A 20,700-nucleotide genomic window follows, 5' to 3' on the forward strand; every position below is an offset into this window, starting at 1 on the left:
TCTTCATATAAAAAGCCGATTTCATACTACAGAAATCGGCCTACGTTTTAGCAGGAAAATTATTGCGAATTGTTTCAAGCGCATGCTCTTTCACAATTTGTTTCCCATACTCACTTACACGATGAATTGTTAAAGTTGATTCTTCTCCGTATTCTAAAACAATACTTAAAATACGATCAATTTCTTCTTCATCATGTAGCACTTCATCGAATTCCACATATACATAATAGCGGTTCTCAAATGAATACAGCTCATCTTTTATATCTTCAAAGATAAGACGGTGGCTTAATGAAATGACATCTTCAAAATCATTAAATTTAATTAAAAATCCAAACGTACCATCTTCGTTAAAGTTTGTTCCTGCTTGTTTCTCTACCTCTTCCACTAATTCTTGCTGGAATAATGATTCAATGCCTTCATCTAGAGGAATGTCTATAATTTTATCTACACCTATTGGTAGTTCTAGCTTTTGTCCATCCTTTGAAAGCTCTGCTTTCGTTACAAGTACTTCAATCCCTTTATCGACTGCTTGCACTTGAATCCATAACGGTCCATCAATAAAGAAATCATCATGATCACGAGCTTCGTCCATCATCTCCCAAAAGAGCTCTTCACTTCGTTCGCGGTCATACCAAATTTCTTCACGATTAAACCCTCTATCCTCTATATCAATGTACGTAATAAAAAATTTCATCGTATGGTCATTAATTCTTTCAATATCCAAAATACAACTCTCCCTTCCTGCTTAGAATTGTTATGAAGGGATTCCCCACTCATATGACAAATCAATAGATTCTTGTACTCTCATTTTATGATAAGATTCTCCAGAATGGAAATAAAATCGATTTATTTTACAAAAATAGTTATATGCCTATCTTTATTCGACCATCTACACAAATATATCATTATAGCGATTTCTCACTCATGAAAAATTTGGACATACATTTCCACCCTCCCCCGTACACTGTAATAAAGTGAAACTTTTATTAGAGAAGATTATTTAGTCTCTCTCTTCACCACATACATACAGTTCGCTTATTAAAACATCATAAATGGAGGCAGACGAATGGACTTAGAGTTTTTAACATCTGTACTAATGATTGTCGGTATCGATGTTGTATTAGGTGGTGACAACGCAATCGTCATCGCACTAGCTAGCCGAAATTTACCTGAATCGAAACGAAATAAAGCCATTTTGATTGGTACTCTTTTAGCAATCGTACTAAGAATTATCCTTACTATACTAGCTGTCTATTTACTCGACATTCCATTTCTACAACTTATCGGGGGCGTTTTACTTACATTAATTGCAGTAAATTTACTAACTGATAATAGCAACGATCTTTCTGCTATTCAGGGGAAAACAACTTTATTTCAAGCTGTGCGTACAATTGTATTCGCGGATCTCGTTATGGGGTTTGACAACGTTATTGCCATTGCAGGTGCAGCTCACGGAAGATTTTTACTCGTAATAATCGGCTTACTCATTTCTATCCCGATTATTATTTGGGGCAGCAAACTTATTTTAATACTTATGGAACGCTTTCCATTCCTCATTTATTGCGGAGCAGCGATTCTCGCCTATACAGCAGGAAAAATGGTTACACATGAAGACAGGCTTGCAACGTTCTTTCATAATAATCCAAATTTCACCACAAGCATGCCTTTCTTATTCATTTTCACTGTTCTATGCATCGGTATTATCGTGCAACAAGTTCGATTACGAAATGTGAAACATTAAAAAAAACCTTCTACTATATAATAGGTAGAAGGTTTTCATGTTATTATAATTAATTTACAAGACGCTGTGCTTCACGTAATTGAAACGTTCTTACTGTACGTGGTAAGAAACGGCGGATTTCGTCTTCATTGTAACCTACTTGAAGGCGCTTCTCGTCAATCATAATTGGACGACGTAAAATCCCTGGATAGTCACGAATCATCTTATATAAATCTTGAAGTGGTAAAGACTCTAAGTTTACATTTAATTCTTGGAAAACTTTCGAACGAGTAGAAATAATCTCATCCGTTCCGCTTTCTGTCATACGTAAAATCTCTTTAATTTCCTCAATCGTTAATGGATCTGAGAAAATATTACGTTCTGTATAAGGAATATGATTTTCCTCTAGCCATAATTTCGCCTTTCTACAAGACGTACAGCTTGGAGAACTATATAATGTTACCATACAAAGCTCACTCTCCTTAAAGAGTACAAATTCTGTACTAATTACAGTTTAAATTTCTAAATTCAGCAATTTTTTACGATACCTTGTCTTATAACAAAGTGCAAAAAATCTCATTTCATGTAAGCAACAACTTTGAGCAAACAACAATTACTTTTAATAAGTAACTTCTATAATCATTATACAATAGATTTTGCAAGAAATATACAGTAAATTTCCTTCTAATTGAGAAAACTCTTCCGTGTATTCCACTGCTATGTAACATGATCAAACTCACTTCAGCTGTAATTTAACAATAACCTTCAACCCTCTTAATACTGGCTTGTCATAGATTTTTCATGTGATATACAGTTATTTCCCCATAATCTTCTCTATAAAAAAGAGAACGTTTTCTTACCTTTTCTTCATAAATCAATTAAGAAATGTAAGACTATAAAAGTGAGAATCAAAAGGAACACTTGTTCTTATTTTAACAAACATCCTCATCCATGTCTATACGATTTCTAAAATAAATCAATTATTTTTCTGACATTTCTTTCTTTTTTATCTTTTATCTCATACAATAAACATACAGACAGGCAAAGGGGGAATTTGCAAATGATTGCTTTTTTTATTGATTTTGTCACTGTTGCTGCCCTCATCATCGGAATCACAGCATTGATTGGTGTCATTACAAATAGCATTGGTGAAAAACTCTTTGGCGGAAAAGAAAAAATGAAGTTTGTTAATAAAAGCTTGGATGTCCAATCCGGCTGGAACCAAGTTGGCGGGAAAGGTATTTATAAGAAACGTACGTATTAAAAAAAGCAGGCGGTTAGCCTGCTTTTTTTATTTTTCTACAGATGCCCACTTAAAGCTTAATTCGCCGCCATATTTGTGGATATATACATCTTTAATTGTTTCTCTTTCTAATATAGATCTACCTCGTTGGAATACTGGTGCAATTGCTGCATCCTCAAATAAGATTTTTTCCGCTTTTAACAGGTCATTCCAACGTCCTTTTACATCTGAACCTTCTTGCTTTGCCTTTTTAATAAGGCCATCATACTGGGCATTAGAATAACTCATTTTATTTTGTGAACCATCTGTTATAAACATATCAAGGAATGTGATTGCATCAGGGAAATCAGGTCCCCATCCAGTAAATGAAATATCAAACTGTCCACTATCTTCAAGTTTTAATTTTTGTGCAAATGGTTGCATCTTAATCGTTACTGTTAAACCTGGTAAATTCTTTTCTAATTCTCCCTTTACATACTCACCAATTTTCTTAGATTCTTCATTATCAAAGTTTAAAAATTCTAGTTCTATTTTATCCTTACCTAATTCTTTCTTTCCTGCTTCCCAGAATTTTTTAGCTTCCTTCACATCTACTTTTGAAAGTTTTCCATTTTCTTTTCTGAAATCCTGCTTATCTGGTCCCTTAACAAAATCAGATGGTACTAAACCATAAGCTCCCTTAGAACCATTGTTTAAAATAACCTCACCAATACCATCTCGATCGTATGCACTAGAAATAGCCTTACGAATATTTTTGTTAGCTAACGCTGGATTTTTTTGATTAAAACGCAAGAAGAACACAGTTGGATCATTAATTGTTTTAAAATCTTTTTGCCCTTTATACTTATCAACTAATTCCGCTGATAAACCAACTCTGTCAATCGCATTCGTATTATATAAATTAACAGCTGCTCCTGTATCTTTTACAACATTAAAATTAACTTCTTCTAATTTCACTTCTTTTTGATCCCAATAACCTGGATTTTTCTTTAGTTGGAAACTTTGTTCATGCTTCCATTCATTTAATACAAATGGACCGTTATACAACGTTGTATTTGCTTCCAAACCAAATTTTTCTCCCTGTTCTTTCATATACTTCTCATTTAATGGGAAAAATAGTGGATACACCGTTAAATCAAGAAAATATGGAACTGGGTTATCCAATTCAACTTCTAATGTATAATCATCTATCGCTTTTACACCTAATTGATCCGGTGATAGCTCTCTTTTATTAATTTTCTCTGCATTTTTCACATCTAACATAATATATCCTGATTTCGCTGCCGTATCCGGGTTAACAGCTCTTTGCCATGCATATACAAAATCTTTTGCTGTTACAGGATCACCATTCGACCATTTAGCGTCTTCACGCAATTTAAATGTATATTTTTTACCATCTTCAGATTTCGTATGGGATTTCGCTACACCTGGAACTAACTTATCGCCTTTCCCAAGTCGATATAGCCCTTCCATTGTATTATTCATAACTTTTGAAGAAGCAGCATCCGAGGCAAGTGTTGTATCCATTGTCGGAATTTCAGACACTTCTGTTAGATTAATAACTTGCTTCGCACCGCTTTTCCCGCTATCCCCTTTTGCGTTCGCTTGCGGTTCATCTTTTTGATAGCTACATGCCCCTAACATCATGCTCATTGCTACTGTTGATGCTACAAAAACTGGTATCTTTTTTTTCATACTTCCACCCTCCAAAAAATGTTAGCCCTTTCATTATCAAACAGAAAGAAATATATATATGTTCTAATAATTCATATTATACACACAAATATATTTTTTGTATATTTATATTTCTATTTTATTAAAATTTTCTGTTAAAAAATGTATCCATGTAAACGTTTTATATTACTATTTTTCCTCGCTAAAGTGTCGATAATGACTATTTTTATATTTTTCTAAATTATCAGAGAAAAATAAATTTTATATTTCATAATACTTTGTGCATAATTATCCTTCTCTTTTTAACATAAAATTGCAGGCCCTTCATATTAAAAATATGTAGGCTCAAATGGGTGCAAAGGATAAGAAAGTATGTTACGATACACCTTGCTAAAAATAGATATCGGTAAAGAGGGGACGGACATGACAGCAATTCAGGCAAAAAACGGGCCAACAGAGAAATTAAGTTTATTCTTATTAACATGGCCTATTTTTCTAGAAGTTTTTCTATTTATGTTAATGGGGATCGCTGATACTTTCATGTTAAGTGCATTATCAGACGATGCTGTATCTGGGGTTGGTGCAGCGAATCAATATCTCCATATCGCTATTTTGGTACTAGAAGTCATCGGGAACGGCGCAGCTATCGTCGTATCTCAATACCTCGGTTCCAAACGTTTTATGGAAGCATCTAAAATATCAGCTTTAGCCGTCACATTAAATTTAGTGGTCGGACTCGTTATAAGCGCTGGTTTTCTTTTATTTTCAAAACATATGATGATGGCAATGAACTTACAAGGCGATGTACTCATGTATGCACAAAACTATTTATCCATCGTCGGGGGAGCTATTTTCCTTCAAGCTATTATTAATTCATTAGCCGCAATTATCCGCGTACACGGCTTCACAAAGCAAGCGATGTTTATTTCACTTGGAATGAATATTATTCATATCGCTGGAAACTATGTACTCATTTTCGGGAAATTTGGTTTCCCAGAACTCGGTGTACAAGGGGCTGCCATTTCTTCTGCTGTCAGCAGATTAATCGCTCTTATCGTTTTCTTCTGGTTACTGTACCGCGTTATGGAATACCGTGTGAAAATACAATATTACTTCACCTTATCAAAAGAATACATCGGGAAAATTTTAAAAATCGGGATTCCCTCTGCATTTGAGCAAGTTATGTATCAAGCTTGCCAAATTGTCTTTCTGTATTATGCAACGTACTTAGGAACGGAATCATTAGCGGCTAGACAATACGCTACGAATATTTCTATGTTCACTTATTTATTCGCTATTGCAATCGGTATGGGAACAGCAATTATTATCGGGCGCCTCGTTGGCGGTGGTGAAAAAGATGAAGCATATGAACGCGTATGGAAAAGTGTGAAATGGGCAATTGGCGTCACTTTATGTATGGTCGCTCTCGTTATTACATTCCGCACACAATTAATGGGACTATTTACAGATAATCCGCACATTATTACATTAGGTGCATCAGTTCTTTTACTAAGTATACTACTTGAAACGGGACGCACGATGAACATCGTTATTATCAATTCACTTCGTGCAGCTGGTGATGCAAAATATCCTGTTTTAATCGGCGCATTCTCTATGGTGTTAATGAGTTTACCACTCGGTTATTTTTTCGCCTTCCATTTAGATATGGGGCTCGTTGGTATTTGGCTAGCCATTGCTATCGATGAATGGACACGTGCCATTATTATGTTCTTCCGCTGGAAAAGTAGAGCGTGGGAGCGTTATGCACTTGTTAAACCTGAAGAAAAAGAAGAGATTGTTTCTGTTCAGGCGCAATAATACTCGTTTGATTAAGGTGTAGTCTTTAGTAAATGAAACTTATATGAGCGATGCTTTAAATAAATCGACTTACCGAGAAATGTTGACAACTCTTTTATATAGTAGAAAAAAGCCAATCTTCCATAACGGAAGATTGGCTTTTTTATTATTGATAAATCTCTTTATATTTCTTATACTCTGCTTCAGAGCATAGTACGAAATGTCCTGGGCGAATTTCACGCATTGTCGGTGCTTCACTAGCATAATCATGCTGAGATGGATCGTATACGATACGTTTACGATTGCGCTCATAATCTGGATCTGGAAGCGGAATTGCTGATAATAGTGATTTCGTATATGGATGAATTGGATTCGCATATAACTCTTCACTTGTTGTTAGCTCAACGATTTGACCACGGTACATTACGCCAATGCGGTCACTAATGTATTTTACCATTGATAAATCATGGGCAATGAATAAGTATGTTAAACCTTTTTCCTTTTGTAACTTTTTCAGTAAGTTTACAACTTGCGCCTGGATTGATACGTCAAGTGCTGAGATTGGCTCATCGGCAATGATAAATTCAGGCTCTACAGCAAGTGCGCGGGCGATACCGATACGTTGACGTTGTCCACCTGAGAATTCATGCGGGAAACGGTTTGCGTGCTCTTTATTTAAACCAACTGTGATTAATAATTCATGAACACGGTCCATACGCTCTTTTTTACCTTTTGCTAGTCCGTGAATATCAATACCTTCTGCAATAATATCCCCTACTGTCATACGAGGGTTTAATGATGCATATGGATCTTGGAAAATCATTTGCATTTTACGGTTGAATTTCTTCAGCTCTGCACGTGATTTTTTACCATGTACATTTTCACCATCGAACAACACTTCACCAGCAGTTGCATCATATAAACGAATAATCGTTCTTCCAGTTGTCGATTTACCACAACCTGATTCTCCTACAAGACCAAATGTTTCTCCGCGGTAAATATCAAATGAAATATCATTAACCGCTTTGACAACACCACCACTCACGTCGAAGTGCTGTTTTACATTTTTTACTTCAATTAATTTCTCACGTTGTTTAGTCATGTTGTTCACCTGCTTTCATTTGAAGAATGCGTTTTTCAACGACTGCCGGTGGTTTTACTTCTGGAGCTTGCTCGTGAAGTAACCAAGTTGCCGCATAGTGTGTATCACTTACTTTAAATAAAGGTGGGTCCATTTCAAAATCAATTTTCAATGCCTGTGGATTACGTGGTGCAAAAGCATCTCCCTTTGGCGGCTTTAATAAATCTGGAGGCGTTCCAGGGATTGCGTATAACTCTTCTTCTGAACCATCTAAACTTGGCATAGATGCGATTAAGCCCCAAGTGTATGGATGTTTTGGATTGTAGAAAATTTCATCAACCGTTCCAATTTCAACAACTTTACCTGCGTACATAACTGCTACGCGGTCCGCAACGTTTGCCACTACACCTAAGTCATGTGTAATGAAAATGATTGCCGCTTCTGTTTTTTGCTGAATGTCCTTCATAAGCTCTAAAATTTGCGCCTGAATTGTAACGTCTAGCGCTGTTGTCGGCTCATCGGCAATTAATAATTTCGGGTTACAAGCTAACGCCATCGCAATAACTACACGCTGTCTCATACCACCTGAGAATTGGTGAGGATATTGTTTTAAACGCGCTTCTGGATTCGGAATACCTACAAGGTCGATTAATTCTAACGCAACTTTACGTGCGTCTGCTTTACTCATCCCTTGGTGTTTAATAAGACCTTCCATAATTTGATTCCCAATTGTCATCGTTGGATTTAATGATGTCATTGGATCTTGGAAAATCATCGCGATATCTTTCCCGCGCACTTGCTGCATTTCTTTTTCTGTCAGTTTCGTTAAGTCACGACCTTCAAATACGATTTCACCGTTTTTAATACGCCCTGGAGGATTCGGAATTAATCCCATTAACGCTTTAGAAGTAACTGATTTACCAGAACCAGATTCTCCTACAATCGCTAATGTTTCTCCTTTTTTCAAATCAAAAGTAACACCGCGTACAGCTTGTACTTCACCTGCATGTGTATCAAAGGAGACTTGCAAATCTTTTACCTCTAGCAATGTTTTCATTTTTACTTCTCCCCTCTTTTACTTACGCATTTTTGGATCTAACGCGTCGCGTAATCCGTCTGCCATTAAGTTGAATGCTAAGATTAACATACTGATGACAACCGCTGGGATGAACATCATATGTGGATACGTTTGAATTGATTTATAACCATCGTTTACAAGAGAACCAAGTGATGCGAATGGTGGCTGAATACCTAAACCGATGAAGCTTAAGAACGCCTCACCAAACACTGCTGTTGGAATTGTAAACATTGTCATTACGATAATTGGTCCCATTACGTTCGGGATTAAGTGTTTTACAATTAATTGTGTATTTGTTGCACCTAATGTACGAGATGCTAATACATATTCTTGATTTTTTAATTTCAGGATTTGTCCACGAACGATACGTGACATCCCTATCCAACCTGTAATCGCCATTGCTAGTGTAATTGACCATATACCAGATCCCATAATGATTACCATTAAAATAACGATGATTAAGTATGGAATACCGTTAATAATCTCCATAACACGTTGCATAATATTATCTACTCTACCGCCATAGAACGCTGAAATACCTCCATAAGCAACCCCAATTACTAAGTCAATCGCCGCTGCTAAAAGAGCGATATATAATGATACACGCGTACCTTCCCATGTTCTTGTCCATAAATCGCGGCCAAGATCATCTGTACCAAACCAGAAATACTCTTTAATATCACGTTTTTCATATTGGTCAACACCATATTGATCTGTACCGTCAAATGGTAGCCAATGAACATTTTCAATAACAGGAATTTTCGGTGGTAATTTCGCACGACCTAAGTCTTGCTCTTTATAAGAATGCTTACTTACCATCGGTCCTAAGATTGCTAGTAATATAATAAGCGCTAATAAAACGAAACCGAACATTGCTCCTTTATGTTGGAACAAACGTCTTCTTACATCTTGCCAAAACGTTAAGCTTGGACGGGCAATGACTTCATTATCAACATTATTTTGATTGGCTTGTTGAAATAAATCTGGAGATAATTTTTGTACATCTTTCATCATTTTTTCCCTCCCGCTAAACGAATACGAGGATCAATAATTCCGTATAAAATATCGACAATGAAAATAACTAAGATGAAAATCGCACTATAGAAAATTGTAGTTCCCATAATAACTGTATAGTCATTCACTGTAATAGATTTAACGAACTGTTCCCCTAGTCCTGGTACAGCATAAATTTGCTCAATAACTAATGTCCCTGTAATTAAACCTGCAACCATTGGTCCTAAAATTGTTACTACTGGAATTAACGCGTTACGAAGTGCGTGTTTAATAATGATAACACCTTGGCTAATTCCTTTCGCTTTCGCTGTTAAAATGTAATCAGCTTGCATAACTTCAATTAACTCTGCACGAGCAAAACGTGCGATTGTTGCGATAACTGCCATCGATAAAGCGATTGTAGGCATTACGGTAAACTCTGGTCCTTTCCAGAATGCTACTGGGAACCACCCAAGTTTTACCCCTACGAAATATTGTAGTAATGCGGCGAATACGAACGATGGTACCGACATCCCGAGTACGGAAATAATTGTCGCCCCATAATCGACCCACGTATTGTTACGAAGTGCCGCAACGATTCCTAAAATTAAACCGATAAATGTTCCTAATATAATCGCTTGTAAACCAAGTTGTGCTGATGGTCCAATGCGATCCACGATCATATCTGTTACTGGACGGTTATCATATTGGAATGATACCCCTAAATCACCTTTTGCTAAGTTACCTAAGTAACGTGCATATTGAACTGGTACTGGATCATTTAAGCCATATTTTTCAAGAATGATTTCTTTTTGTGCCGGTGATAGTTTCTCCTGGTTTTTAAGCGGAGAACCCGGAAGTAATTTCATCAAAAAGAAAGTCAGTGTAGTAATTAAAAATAATGTCAAAGCCATGTACACGAAACGTTTTAATACATAACGTCCCATAGTCAAGCACCTCCCCGTTTTTCTCAAAAGCAATAAGATAGTTTAAAATATTCTTACTTTTATTTTTTTAAAATAAGAGCATATGCCCATCATAGGCATATACCCTTATTCATGATGGAAACCATTTTTAGTTTTTTAGTTCAACCCACTTATAGCTAAATTCTCCGCCATATTTATGTTCTAATAGGCCAGTAATTGAGCCACGTTGTAAATAAGCTTTTCCTGGTTGATATACTGGAGCAATCGCTGCATCTTCAAGCAGTTGTTTTTCTGCTTGTAATAATGCATCCCAGCGAGCTTGTACATCAACTTCTGTTTTCGCTTTTTTAATTAAATCGTCATACGCTGCATTTGCGTAATTTACTTTGTTTTGCGCATTACCTGTCGTATACATTTCAAGGAATGACATTGGATCCATATAATCTGGACTCCATCCCGCGTATGACATTGCGTAATCTCCACTTGCTTCAAGTTTTAATTTTTGTGCAAATGGCTGCATTTTTGTTGAAACTGTTAAACCTGGTAAGTTCTTTTCAAATTGGCCTTTTAAATACTCTCCGATTTTTTTAGCATCATCAGTATCAAAGTTTAATAGCTCTAACTCTACTTTGTCTACACCAAGTTCTTTTTTACCAGCTTCCCAGTATTTTTGAGCTTCTTTAATATCCTCTTTGATAAGCTTTCCGTTTTCTTCACGGAAGTCTTTTCCATTCGGACCTTTTGCTAAGCCTTTCGGAACAAAACCATATATCCCCTCTGAACCATCGTTTAAGATAACTTTCCCGATATTTTCACGCTCAAAGGACATTGCAATTGCTTTTCGGATATTTTTATTTGCTAAAAATTTATTCTTTTCATTTAAGCGAATAAATTGTGTAGATGGTCTCTTAATCGTTTTAAAGTCAGCATCTGATTTGTATTTGTCTACAAACTCTGATGTTAAGACTACACGATCAATGGCTTTCGTTTCATATAAATTTATAGCAGTTGAACGATCCTTAACAATATTGAAGTTTATTTCCTCAAGTTTTACTTCTTTATTTTCCCAATACGTTGGATTTTTCTTAAGTTGGAAACTTTGTTCATGCTTCCATTCATTTAATACGAATGGACCATTATACAGTGTCGTATTGGATTCTAATCCAAATTTTGCTCCTTGTTCTGTTACAAACTTCTCATTCAAAGGATACAATGTTGGATAGACTGTTAAACTTACAAAATAAGGAACAGGGTTATCTAATTCCACTTCAAGTGTATGATCATCAATTGCCTTTACACCAAGTTCTTCAACTGGTAATTCTTTTTTGTTAACTTTCTCCGCATTTTTAACATCAAATAGTATGTAAGCAAACTTGGCACCCGTGTTTGAATCTACAGCTCTTCGCCAAGAATAAACGAAGTCTTTCGCTGTTACAGGTTCACCATTAGACCATTTCGCATCTTCACGTAACTTAAATACATACTTTTTGCCATCTTCTGATTTCTCATAAGATTTAGCGACACCTGGAACAAGCTTATCGTCTTTCCCCAGACGATATAATCCTTCCATTGTGTTATTCATGATGTTAGAAGATGCTGCATCTGTTGATAACGTCGTATCCATAGTTGGGATTTCAGCTGTCTCGGTTAGATTTAACACTTGCTTGTTTGAGGATTTTTCTTTTGCGCCTGCTTTATTATCCTCTTTTTGGTAACTACAAGCTCCTAACATACTGACAGTCAACGTCGATGCAAGTAATAACGGTATCTTTTTCTTCATGTTGTGTTGCCTCCCCTAATTGCACTTCCTGTACCCTCACTTGTAAAAATGTAGAATTGAAAGAATAATCTCCAAGTTTCTACAATTTTCATTATACATATAATATAACAATTGTGAATATAGTTTTTTGTTTTTTTGTTAAAATTTTTAATAAAATGTTTATTTTTTTATTTTTTTGTAAAGGGATACGTTAACATTGCTACCATCATCTTGAAATCAGACCTTTAATTGCGTATAATTTTCAAAAAATTAATTCTAGTACATATTATAGCTTTTATAGTATAATAATTCTAGTAATATTTTGACGGAGGGGAACATTTTGAATAAAGTTTTTTTTCATACTTGTATACTAATTTCCATAGCGATAATCGCTTCTAGTATTGGCGCATTCCTCGTTTCATCGCAATTTTTGTTGAATTTTGTCAATATATCGTTTTATGTCGCACTATTTTTTATTCTTATAGGCGGTTTTTTATTCATATTTCAAAATGGATTTTTTAACGTAACAATTTACGCCTTCCAAAGAGTATTTGGTACGAACAAAAAAATTGAGTCTTTAATTGAAGAAGTAGAGGAACCTGCCGATAAGAAAGAACGTATTTATAAAACATATTCATTCAAATGGACGTATCCAATTTGCATTACCGGTATCGTTCTTGGGTTGTTCTCGACCCTCATTAGTTTTACTATTTTGATGTAGTTTGCAAACACTATCCCATATGATATAATAATCAGCAAAACATTTTGTTATAAAACTTTAGTTCTTTCATATTAAAAGAGCTTAGGTAACAATAAATAAATTTATATGTATGCGATGATAAAGAAGAGTACATATTGAGGCAATTTCAGAGAGCTTGTGGCTGGTGTGAACAAGTAATTGCGCAGTATGGAATGGGCTTTTGAGCACCAAACCGAACCGAAGGTAGTAGGCTTTGGCGTTATATCCAAACGTTATTATGGATTAGAGAGATTTCACAGTAGTGAAATAATTAGGGTGGTACCGCGGTCCATTCGTCCCTATAGTTTTTGGGATGAATGGGCTTTTTTGTTTGCCTTCTCTTCCCCATCACGCATTCAAATTTAGGAGGAATTACTTATGTCAGTTATCTTTTCTGGTATTCAGCCGAGTGGAACGATTACACTTGGAAACTATTTAGGAGCTATGAAGCAATTTACGGAGCTTCAAAATGAACACGACTGTTATTTCTGTATTGTAAACCAACATGCGATTACAGTACCTCAAGATCCCGTACAACTTCGTAAAAACATTCGCAGTCTTGCTGCACTTTATGTAGCATGTGGCATCGATCCTGAAAAAGCTACTTTATTTGTACAATCAGAAGTACCAGCACACGCTCAACTAGGATGGATTATGCAATCAGTTGCTTACGTTGGAGAATTAGAGCGTATGACGCAATATAAAGATAAATCTTCTGGTAGAGATTCAGTTCCAGCTGGATTACTAACGTATCCACCATTAATGGCTGCTGATATTTTACTTTACAACACTGAAATCGTACCTGTTGGTGATGATCAAAAACAACATATGGAATTAACACGCGACCTAGCAGAGCGTTTTAACAAACGCTTCCGTGAAGTGTTCACTGTTCCTGAAATTCGTATTCCAAAAGTAGGAGCTCGCGTTATGTCATTAACAGAACCTACGAAAAAAATGAGCAAATCTGATCCGAATCCAAAAGCAATGATCAGTATGCTTGATGAACCAAAAACAATTGAAAAGAAAATTAAAAGTGCTGTAACTGATTCTGAAGGTATCGTGAAATTTGATAAAGAAAACAAACCTGGCATCTCTAACTTATTAACAATCTACTCTTCATTCTCTGGAAAAACAGTTGAAGAAATTGAAGCAATGTACGAAGGAAAAGGATACGGCGATTTCAAAGGCGACCTAGCACAAGTAGTCGTAGAAGCAATTCGTCCAATCCAAGACAAATATAACGAACTAATCAACTCACCAGAACTAGACGAAATTCTAGACAAAGGTGCAGAAAAAGCAAACCGCGTTGCATTCAAACAACTACGCAAAGTAGAAAACGCAATGGGACTAAGCAGAAAACGTAGGTAACTTATAAAGCGGAGGCAGCTCGTTCAGCTCTGACTGGCTAAGGTTCTTTCGCATAGAAGACGCTTTTTGTCTTCTTATGCGGAAGGTTCTTAGACGCGAAGGGCTAGGAGCCGGAGCTAAGTTACAACAAATTAAAAAAACCGCCAATTGGCGGTTTTTTAATTTACCTTTTGCTCGTTTTCCATTTCCCATAACTTTTCAAAAAATGGCTGTCCTTTTACGAGACGCTCGCATAATTGTTCGTGCTTCTCAGACCAGCCTGTTTTCGCTTCATCATACAGTTTAGCCCAAATATCTTCAAATTCCATATGTTGAACCATTCCGTATGCTGATGGATCCCACTCTGTGAACCAATAGCGAATTTCTGCTGTGTTTTTCGTTGTATGTAATTGATCTAACGCCATAAATAATAATTGTTTCAGCTGTCTTTCTTTACGAGTTAAGCCATTCATAATGAAAGGTGATGGTGATAAAATATGATGTTCTTTTTCCATTTCTTCTACTTGGAACTCATACTTTTCTGCTTGTACATTTTCTACCATCTCATATACCATCTGCTCTTGGCGCGGTATAAGTCTGCTCTTTCGAATTGGTACATTGTAACCAATTGTGTCGATCGCAATAATTCCTTTTCCATCTGTAACAACAAAGCAATACTCCTGCTGCAAACGTTCATGATTTTTACGAATATATGCCTTATGATGTACGTCTTCCAACAATTTTTGCGGAAGCTCTAACAATTCGTCCTCGATGTAATGATATAATGTGGCATCTACTTTTAATAATGGCACTTGATCTAATAGCTCAATCGTATCATCTTTCCGCCATTCGTAAAAATGACAAACGTTATACCCATTCTCTTCACCTTCAAACCAATTTACCCATACATCATGTAGATATAACATTCACTACCCCTCACTTCACTACTGTTTGTATCAATCATTATGTTCAATTTTTCTTAACTTTATTCCACCTAAGGAAATATATTCTAATTATTATTTTTTCTTCTATTAATACTAAAAAAAAACAGGAAATAGAGCTCCTGTTTTTTATATATGAAATGTATTTGCTTTATTCAATATTTCTTTTGCATCTATAGATAATAAAGAAAGTGTATCTTCTCCTTCCAATGTTACACAATCTTTGACAATATGAAATCCAAGCGCATAGCCAAGCATCTTTGGATAAGAGTGAAATCCATTTAATAAGATGTCGTGCTCCCTTGTTCCTCGTTTTATACTTATTCTTTCATGTACAACATTTTTCCAATAATAAATAGCCTCTTCTTTTGAAAGATACATCGTCCACGGTGCATTGTTTTTTTCTGAATATCTTTCCGTTACCGCTTGCTCAGCTAGCCCTTCCATAATCATCGTATCAAGTAATGTATATTCTGTTTCTTTCGTCTCAATTTGATGTAACCTGCATATGTGATGATATTCATGCGCCAATAACACCTTTAATTCTTCCACCGAATTCCGTCCACATACGAATAAGAAAATAACGTGACGCATAGATAATCCCGCCCTACCGTTATACTCTTCTTGTATAGTTCGATTATAGGAATCTGATAATAAAATAAAGACAGGGACATCTGGACCTTTTAACCAGGTTTTCAGTTTCTCATACTCCGTACGTAACTCTTTCCAAACTTCCTTTTCCTCTAACTCTTTAATTTCTCGTTCTCCTCGCATAACAGGGCGATACATACCTTTAGAAATTAAAAAGCGATACAACCTTTCTTTTGGCAGCGGGATATACTTCGTAAACTTCTCACACAGCTTTTCTGGCCGTCCATAATATAGATGTAACCACTCAGCAGTTTCAACAATCCCCATCTTTATCCCTCCTTTTTCTTATGTATATGCAAAAGGAGAAAAAGACGTAAAAATAAATAAGGAGTTTTTTCGCAATATATTGCGAAAAAACTCCTTATTTTATCTATTATTTATACGATTTAAATACTAATACTGCGTTATGACCACCGAATCCTAATGAATTACTTAACACCGCGTTTACTTCTTGATGTCTCGCATTATTCGGTACGTAATCTAAGTCACATTCTGGATCTGGTGTCTCATAGTTTATTGTTGGAGGGATTACTCCGTCTGTAATTGATTTAATAGAGAAGATTGCTTCAACAGCACCAGCTGCTCCTAATAAGTGACCTGTCATTGATTTCGTTGAGCTGATTGCTACTTTGTACGCATGCTCACCGAACGTTTCTTTAATTGCCATCGTTTCATACTTTTCATTCGCATCCGTACTTGTACCGTGCGCATTAATGTAATCAATATCTTCTGGCTGTAGACCTGCATCTGCTAAAGCTTGACGCATTGCACGCACGCCGCCTTCACCGCCAGGAGCCGGCATTGTAATATGGAATGCATCACCAGTTGCACCGTAACCAGCGATTTCCGCATAAATGTGAGCACCACGAGCTAATGCGTGCTCTAATTCTTCAAGAATTAAAATACCTGAACCTTCACCCATTACGAAACCACTACGGTTTTTATCAAACGGACGGCAAGCTGTTGCTGGATCTTCATTAAATGTTAATGCTTTCGCTGAACTAAATCCTGCAAATGCCATACTTGTTAACGGCGCTTCAGCTCCGCCTGTTATCATCGCATCAGCATCACCACGCTGAATTGCTTTAAATGCATCACCAATTGAGTTTGCACCAGATGCACAAGCCGTTACAGAACAAGTGTTAATTCCTTTTGCTCCTGTTGCGATCGATACTTGACCTGCTGCCATATCTGGAATCATCATCGGTACGAAGAATGGGCTCACGCGGCGCGGACCTTTCTCAGTAAAAATCTTAAATTGTTCTTCGTATGTTTCCATACCGCCAATACCAGAACCAATCCATACACCAATTCGAGGTCCGTTTTCTTCTGTAATTTCAAGCTTTGCATCTGCAACTGCCATTTTCGCTGCTGCTACTGCATATTGTGTAAAGCGATCCATACGGCGCGCTTCTTTTTTATCAATATATTTCTCGACTTCAAAGTCGTTAATTTCTGCTGCTACTTTTGCTGGAAACAGTTCCGGATCAATTCTTGTAAGTCGTCCGATTCCAGATACACCCTTTTTAATGTTTTCCCACGCTGTTTCAACATCTGTTCCGATCGGTGTAACAGCTCCTAGTCCTGTAATTACGACCCTCTTTTTCTCCATACAAAATACACTCCTTTTTTTCTCTCAGTCCTTATTTACCCCAACGAAGAGCAACTGCTCCCCATGTTAATCCGCCGCCGAAACCAACAAGTATAATTAAATCACCATCTTGAATACGTCCATTTTGCAATTCCTCTACCATTGCAATTGGAATTGAAGAAGCTGATGTATTACCAAACTTTTCAATTGTCATACTCATTTTTTCTTGTGGTAAATTTAATCTCTCTCTTGCAGATTCCATAATACGAATATTCGCTTGATGTGGTACTAAAAAATCCACATCCTCTTTCGTAAGTCCCGCTTTTTCTAACACGCGAAGACAGGAATCACCAAGTTGGCGAACAGCAAATTTAAAGACTTCTCTGCCGTTCATCATAACATACTCGTCTTGATAAAGATGCTTACCGCCGCTTCCGTCTGCTCCTAATTCGAAAGATAGAACGCCTCTTCCTTCTGAAACAGCCCCCATTACGATTGCACCAGCTCCGTCTCCAAATAGTACTGCTGTATTTCGATCATTCCAGTCTACAATTTTAGATAGTTTATCACTACCAACTACTAATACATTTTTATAAGTTCCCGTTTGAATAAATTGCTGCGCTGTAATCATTCCGTACATAAAACCAGCACACGCTGCACTTAAATCCATTGCGGCTGCGTGTTTTGCGCCAATGGCTTCTTGAATGACACAAGCTACTGCTGGGAATGCGCGATCTGGTGTTACTGTTGCCACTAAAATCAGATCGATATCCTCTCCGCTAATCCCGGCATCTTCAAGTGCTTTTTTAGAAGCCTCTACCGCCATATATGAAGTATCTATTGTATCATCGGCAATGCGTCTTTCTGCAATTCCCGTTCTCGTACGAATCCATTCATCAGATGTATCTACGATTTTCTCTAAATCGTGATTTGTGACTACTTTTTCTGGCACATATCTTCCGATCCCTAAAATGCCCACGTTCACATCGCAGCCCTCCGTTTTATATCAATTATTATGACTTGGTACTAATTTTAAAACATAAATGTATTTTTGTCTAGAATATATTTCAGCTAAACCATAAATCCAGCATTATTCACTTTATTGTTTATTAAAAGAAACAGAAACATACCTTTCCTGTTTCTTTTGAAATATAAAAAGGCCCGAACCGCTTCTATCCACGGTTCGAGCCTCTCTTCCCTTCCAAAAAAGAAAATTTTATTCTTTATCTGCTTTCCCAAGCTCATATGCTTCGTTCATAACTTTCATCAATAACTCTAATACTGGTTGTGCTTTCTCCATATCAAGCGCAATTCCATTCGAATCTAAGATGGCCTTTGCTTCTGGTAAATGCTTCATTGCGATTTGTAAAAATTGCATGCTTTTCTCATTCATATTATGTTCTTCCTCTCCATTAAAACTTTCACATACATAGTGTAACACGCTCGCTATCCTTCGTATAACTCTTTATATTTTTTCATATGTGCCAATTGTTTATTTAAACCGTATTCTAACGGGGTATTTCTTTTTATCGAAATAACCTCGACAGCATCATTTCGTTCTTCCTCATTCTTTTTATTCACTTTATCCGTTGCACGTAAAAGGTTCATACCTATTTTCCATAATGACTTTTTACCACTAAGTAAATTGTATATGCCGAGATGCTCCTCGTTCATTCCATTTTCCCATAAGTATTCACATACATCTTCCACGTACAATAGATCACTTCCATTTTCCTCACTCGCATAATAGCACTCTTTCTCATCCAGTTCTGATAAAATGAGCTGATGATACATCATAAAAGATGGTTGCCATGGCCCATATAATGTAGGAACTCGAAATACACTATATGGTGCCTCTCCTTTTTTCAATCCTTCTTCCACTTTCAAAAATAAACGTTTATTTTCAGATTCATCTGCGTTTCCTACTTCAATAGAAGAAATTAGATTTAACTTCACTTTCTGCTCTGCACACATTCTTATAATCCGCTTTAAATACTGTAATATAACTCTTTCATTCCGAAAACCACTTTGTTGATTTGGCTCATACAAGCAAAAGTAAACCGTATCGAACTTCTCTCCTTCTACTGATCTCCATCCATCTTCATCTCTTATCGAATAATACGTAAATAACGCATTTCGTCCAATCAACAATAACTTCTCTTCATTAATTTTTGTCATATTCTCGAATTCATCAAAATCAAGACCGTACACTTCTACTTCTTCTGCAATCATTTTATTCACAAGGTGATAACCTACAAACGTAAGTGCACCTATAATTAGCACGCGCTCCATACCACCAACCCTTTCTCCTTGAAACAAATAGCTCCTCATTTATGTATATGGGAGCTTCACAATTCTTCTTCATATTTTTTAAAGAAATCAGTCGTTTGCCTAACCATTTTATATTTCACATCTTGCAGATGGAATAAGACAGAAGTATCGCATTGATTGAATTGCCTCATTTTCTCATATTTACGTAACAACTGTTTTCTTCCTCTTTTTTCTTGTGTTGATACGAAAACTTTAACAGGTACACAAGACGGAAGAAGCGTAAATGATTTCTTATTTATTTTGGATTCTAATTCTTCTTCTTTGGAATCATACGCCAAACTTAATTCCTTCACTAATCTTTTGTAAAAAAACTTATGCTCTTTTTCAAACTCCACATATTCTGGTAAATCTAAACACGGATTTAACATAACGACAGAGCGTATACATTCAGGGTATTTGTTCATCATTTCAAGTGCTACAAGTGCACCCATACCATCTGCCATAATGTGCATTTTCGCATTTAATGTCTCTTTTCTCAAAACAACATCATATAAACGTTTTGCTAGACGAACAGATTGGTCGTTTCCCCAATGTCTTCCGTATAAATTAGAGGAAAAGACCGTGTAGCCTTCCTCAATAAGGCCATGTAAAAAATAAGATCTACCTGCATGCTGTGTCCATAAACTTGTACCATTCTCAATAAAGTAGTTATAATCACCGAGAAGCATAACAGAAAATCCATTTGGCTTCTCCGGTAAATAAATGACACATGGTTCTTTTTCTAAATAAAAAAAACGTTCCGTAATACTCATTTTTCCCCCGCCTTATTTTCTAAACGTATAAAAGTACTCTTCTATAATGTATGAACGGAATGCAAATTTGCGTTGAA

General features: G+C 36.3%; 20 protein-coding genes and 1 other annotated feature. Of the genes, 5 read left to right on the plus strand and 15 right to left on the minus strand.

Annotation, left to right across the window (positions count from 1 at the left end; translation table 11 throughout):
- Positions 1-40: 40 nt before the first annotated feature.
- Positions 41-724 (minus strand): adaptor protein MecA, encoded by a 684-nt coding sequence (mecA, locus tag QEP67_RS21890; protein ID WP_000350721.1) that lies wholly within the window; start codon positions 722-724, stop codon positions 41-43.
- A 342-nt stretch (positions 725-1,066) separates the two neighbouring features.
- Between mecA and QEP67_RS21895 the strand changes: the two genes are divergently transcribed.
- Complete coding sequence (locus tag QEP67_RS21895) at positions 1,067-1,741, plus strand: TerC family protein (protein ID WP_000362605.1); 675 nt, start codon at positions 1,067-1,069, stop codon at positions 1,739-1,741.
- A gap of 49 nt (positions 1,742-1,790) precedes the next feature.
- Here QEP67_RS21895 and spx read toward each other — a convergent pair whose 3' ends face one another.
- The gene (gene spx, locus QEP67_RS21900; protein ID WP_000258267.1) at positions 1,791-2,186 is read right to left on the minus strand and encodes a transcriptional regulator Spx; all 396 of its coding nucleotides are present in this window, start codon (positions 2,184-2,186) and stop codon (positions 1,791-1,793) included.
- 594 nt (positions 2,187-2,780) lie between these two features.
- On the opposite strand from spx, the gene QEP67_RS21905 reads away from it, so the two are divergent.
- Positions 2,781-2,984, plus strand: a complete 204-nt coding sequence (locus QEP67_RS21905) for a hypothetical protein (protein WP_000559978.1) — start codon at positions 2,781-2,783, stop codon at positions 2,982-2,984.
- 27 nt (positions 2,985-3,011) lie between these two features.
- On the opposite strand, the gene QEP67_RS21910 is transcribed toward QEP67_RS21905, so the two are convergent.
- Positions 3,012-4,658, minus strand: coding sequence for a peptide ABC transporter substrate-binding protein (locus QEP67_RS21910; protein WP_000727246.1), 1,647 nt, complete (start codon positions 4,656-4,658; stop codon positions 3,012-3,014).
- Between the two features lie 351 nt (positions 4,659-5,009).
- Here QEP67_RS21910 and QEP67_RS21915 point away from each other — a divergent pair, with 351 nt between their 5' ends.
- Positions 5,010-6,455 (plus strand): MATE family efflux transporter, encoded by a 1,446-nt coding sequence (locus QEP67_RS21915; RefSeq protein WP_002108704.1) that lies wholly within the window; start codon positions 5,010-5,012, stop codon positions 6,453-6,455.
- Between the two features lie 145 nt (positions 6,456-6,600).
- On the opposite strand, the gene QEP67_RS21920 is transcribed toward QEP67_RS21915, so the two are convergent.
- From QEP67_RS21920 to QEP67_RS21940, 5 genes are all read right to left on the minus strand, one after another.
- Positions 6,601-7,536, minus strand: a complete 936-nt coding sequence (locus QEP67_RS21920) for an ATP-binding cassette domain-containing protein (RefSeq protein ID WP_000166340.1) — start codon at positions 7,534-7,536, stop codon at positions 6,601-6,603.
- Positions 7,529-8,572, minus strand: coding sequence for an ABC transporter ATP-binding protein (locus QEP67_RS21925; protein WP_000854346.1), 1,044 nt, complete (start codon positions 8,570-8,572; stop codon positions 7,529-7,531). The genes QEP67_RS21920 and QEP67_RS21925 overlap by 8 nt, the downstream gene beginning before the upstream one ends.
- 18 nt (positions 8,573-8,590) lie before the next feature.
- Complete coding sequence (gene opp3C / locus QEP67_RS21930; protein ID WP_000974096.1) at positions 8,591-9,607, minus strand: oligopeptide ABC transporter permease; 1,017 nt, start codon at positions 9,605-9,607, stop codon at positions 8,591-8,593.
- Positions 9,604-10,533, minus strand: coding sequence for an oligopeptide ABC transporter permease (gene opp3b, locus QEP67_RS21935; protein WP_000534165.1), 930 nt, complete (start codon positions 10,531-10,533; stop codon positions 9,604-9,606). Before opp3b ends, opp3C begins: the two co-directional genes overlap by 4 nt.
- 127 nt (positions 10,534-10,660) lie before the next feature.
- The gene (locus QEP67_RS21940; protein WP_000727226.1) at positions 10,661-12,292 is read right to left on the minus strand and encodes a peptide ABC transporter substrate-binding protein; all 1,632 of its coding nucleotides are present in this window, start codon (positions 12,290-12,292) and stop codon (positions 10,661-10,663) included.
- A 319-nt stretch (positions 12,293-12,611) separates the two neighbouring features.
- On the opposite strand from QEP67_RS21940, the gene QEP67_RS21945 reads away from it, so the two are divergent.
- Positions 12,612-12,992, plus strand: coding sequence for a DUF3899 domain-containing protein (locus QEP67_RS21945; RefSeq protein WP_001045005.1), 381 nt, complete (start codon positions 12,612-12,614; stop codon positions 12,990-12,992).
- 105 nt (positions 12,993-13,097) lie between these two features.
- Positions 13,098-13,314: a binding site (T-box leader), on the plus strand.
- Between the two features lie 74 nt (positions 13,315-13,388).
- Positions 13,389-14,378: a tryptophan--tRNA ligase gene (gene trpS / locus QEP67_RS21950; protein WP_000110999.1), complete on the plus strand. Its 990-nt coding sequence runs from the start codon at positions 13,389-13,391 to the stop codon at positions 14,376-14,378.
- A gap of 158 nt (positions 14,379-14,536) precedes the next feature.
- Here trpS and QEP67_RS21955 read toward each other — a convergent pair whose 3' ends face one another.
- From QEP67_RS21955 to QEP67_RS21985, 7 genes are all read right to left on the minus strand, one after another.
- The gene (locus QEP67_RS21955) at positions 14,537-15,283 is read right to left on the minus strand and encodes a YjbA family protein (protein ID WP_000966116.1); all 747 of its coding nucleotides are present in this window, start codon (positions 15,281-15,283) and stop codon (positions 14,537-14,539) included.
- Positions 15,284-15,427: 144 nt separating this feature from the next.
- Positions 15,428-16,216: a DUF2268 domain-containing putative Zn-dependent protease gene (locus tag QEP67_RS21960; protein WP_000513286.1), complete on the minus strand. Its 789-nt coding sequence runs from the start codon at positions 16,214-16,216 to the stop codon at positions 15,428-15,430.
- 106 nt (positions 16,217-16,322) lie between these two features.
- Entirely contained in the window at positions 16,323-17,561 is a 1,239-nt protein-coding gene (fabF, locus tag QEP67_RS21965) for a beta-ketoacyl-ACP synthase II (protein ID WP_000412644.1), read from the minus strand.
- A gap of 31 nt (positions 17,562-17,592) precedes the next feature.
- Entirely contained in the window at positions 17,593-18,525 is a 933-nt protein-coding gene (gene fabH, locus QEP67_RS21970; protein ID WP_001100551.1) for a beta-ketoacyl-ACP synthase III, read from the minus strand.
- Positions 18,526-18,756: 231 nt separating this feature from the next.
- Complete coding sequence (locus tag QEP67_RS21975; protein WP_001003337.1) at positions 18,757-18,933, minus strand: ComZ family protein; 177 nt, start codon at positions 18,931-18,933, stop codon at positions 18,757-18,759.
- Between the two features lie 53 nt (positions 18,934-18,986).
- On the minus strand, positions 18,987-19,859 hold the full coding sequence (locus QEP67_RS21980; protein WP_000486168.1) for an NAD(P)-dependent oxidoreductase: 873 nt from the start codon (positions 19,857-19,859) through the stop codon (positions 18,987-18,989).
- Between the two features lie 29 nt (positions 19,860-19,888).
- Positions 19,889-20,623 carry a hydrolase gene (locus tag QEP67_RS21985; RefSeq protein ID WP_000028707.1) on the minus strand — a complete coding sequence of 245 codons (735 nt, stop codon included), beginning with the start codon at positions 20,621-20,623 and terminating at the stop codon, positions 19,889-19,891.
- Between the last annotated feature and the right edge of the window lie 77 nt (positions 20,624-20,700).

This window comes from Bacillus cereus group sp. MS39, assembly GCF_040448665.1.
In the GTDB taxonomy this organism is placed as follows: Bacteria; Bacillota; Bacilli; order Bacillales; family Bacillaceae_G; genus Bacillus_A; species Bacillus_A wiedmannii.

Coding starts and splice junctions, on each gene's coding strand:
- QEP67_RS21955 (WP_000966116.1), bottom strand. CDS start 15,283: ATGTTATATCTACATGATGTATGGGTAAATTGGTTTGAAGGTGAAGAG.
- spx (WP_000258267.1), bottom strand. CDS start 2,186: ATGGTAACATTATATAGTTCTCCAAGCTGTACGTCTTGTAGAAAGGCG.
- QEP67_RS21925 (WP_000854346.1), bottom strand. CDS start 8,572: ATGAAAACATTGCTAGAGGTAAAAGATTTGCAAGTCTCCTTTGATACA.
- QEP67_RS21895 (WP_000362605.1), top strand. CDS start 1,067: ATGGACTTAGAGTTTTTAACATCTGTACTAATGATTGTCGGTATCGAT.
- QEP67_RS21985 (WP_000028707.1), bottom strand. CDS start 20,623: ATGAGTATTACGGAACGTTTTTTTTATTTAGAAAAAGAACCATGTGTC.
- QEP67_RS21920 (WP_000166340.1), bottom strand. CDS start 7,536: ATGACTAAACAACGTGAGAAATTAATTGAAGTAAAAAATGTAAAACAG.
- QEP67_RS21975 (WP_001003337.1), bottom strand. CDS start 18,933: ATGAATGAGAAAAGCATGCAATTTTTACAAATCGCAATGAAGCATTTA.
- opp3C (WP_000974096.1), bottom strand. CDS start 9,607: ATGATGAAAGATGTACAAAAATTATCTCCAGATTTATTTCAACAAGCC.
- QEP67_RS21910 (WP_000727246.1), bottom strand. CDS start 4,658: ATGAAAAAAAAGATACCAGTTTTTGTAGCATCAACAGTAGCAATGAGC.
- QEP67_RS21905 (WP_000559978.1), top strand. CDS start 2,781: ATGATTGCTTTTTTTATTGATTTTGTCACTGTTGCTGCCCTCATCATC.
- QEP67_RS21915 (WP_002108704.1), top strand. CDS start 5,010: ATGTTACGATACACCTTGCTAAAAATAGATATCGGTAAAGAGGGGACG.
- opp3b (WP_000534165.1), bottom strand. CDS start 10,533: ATGGGACGTTATGTATTAAAACGTTTCGTGTACATGGCTTTGACATTA.
- fabF (WP_000412644.1), bottom strand. CDS start 17,561: ATGGAGAAAAAGAGGGTCGTAATTACAGGACTAGGAGCTGTTACACCG.
- trpS (WP_000110999.1), top strand. CDS start 13,389: ATGTCAGTTATCTTTTCTGGTATTCAGCCGAGTGGAACGATTACACTT.
- QEP67_RS21940 (WP_000727226.1), bottom strand. CDS start 12,292: ATGAAGAAAAAGATACCGTTATTACTTGCATCGACGTTGACTGTCAGT.
- QEP67_RS21960 (WP_000513286.1), bottom strand. CDS start 16,216: ATGGGGATTGTTGAAACTGCTGAGTGGTTACATCTATATTATGGACGG.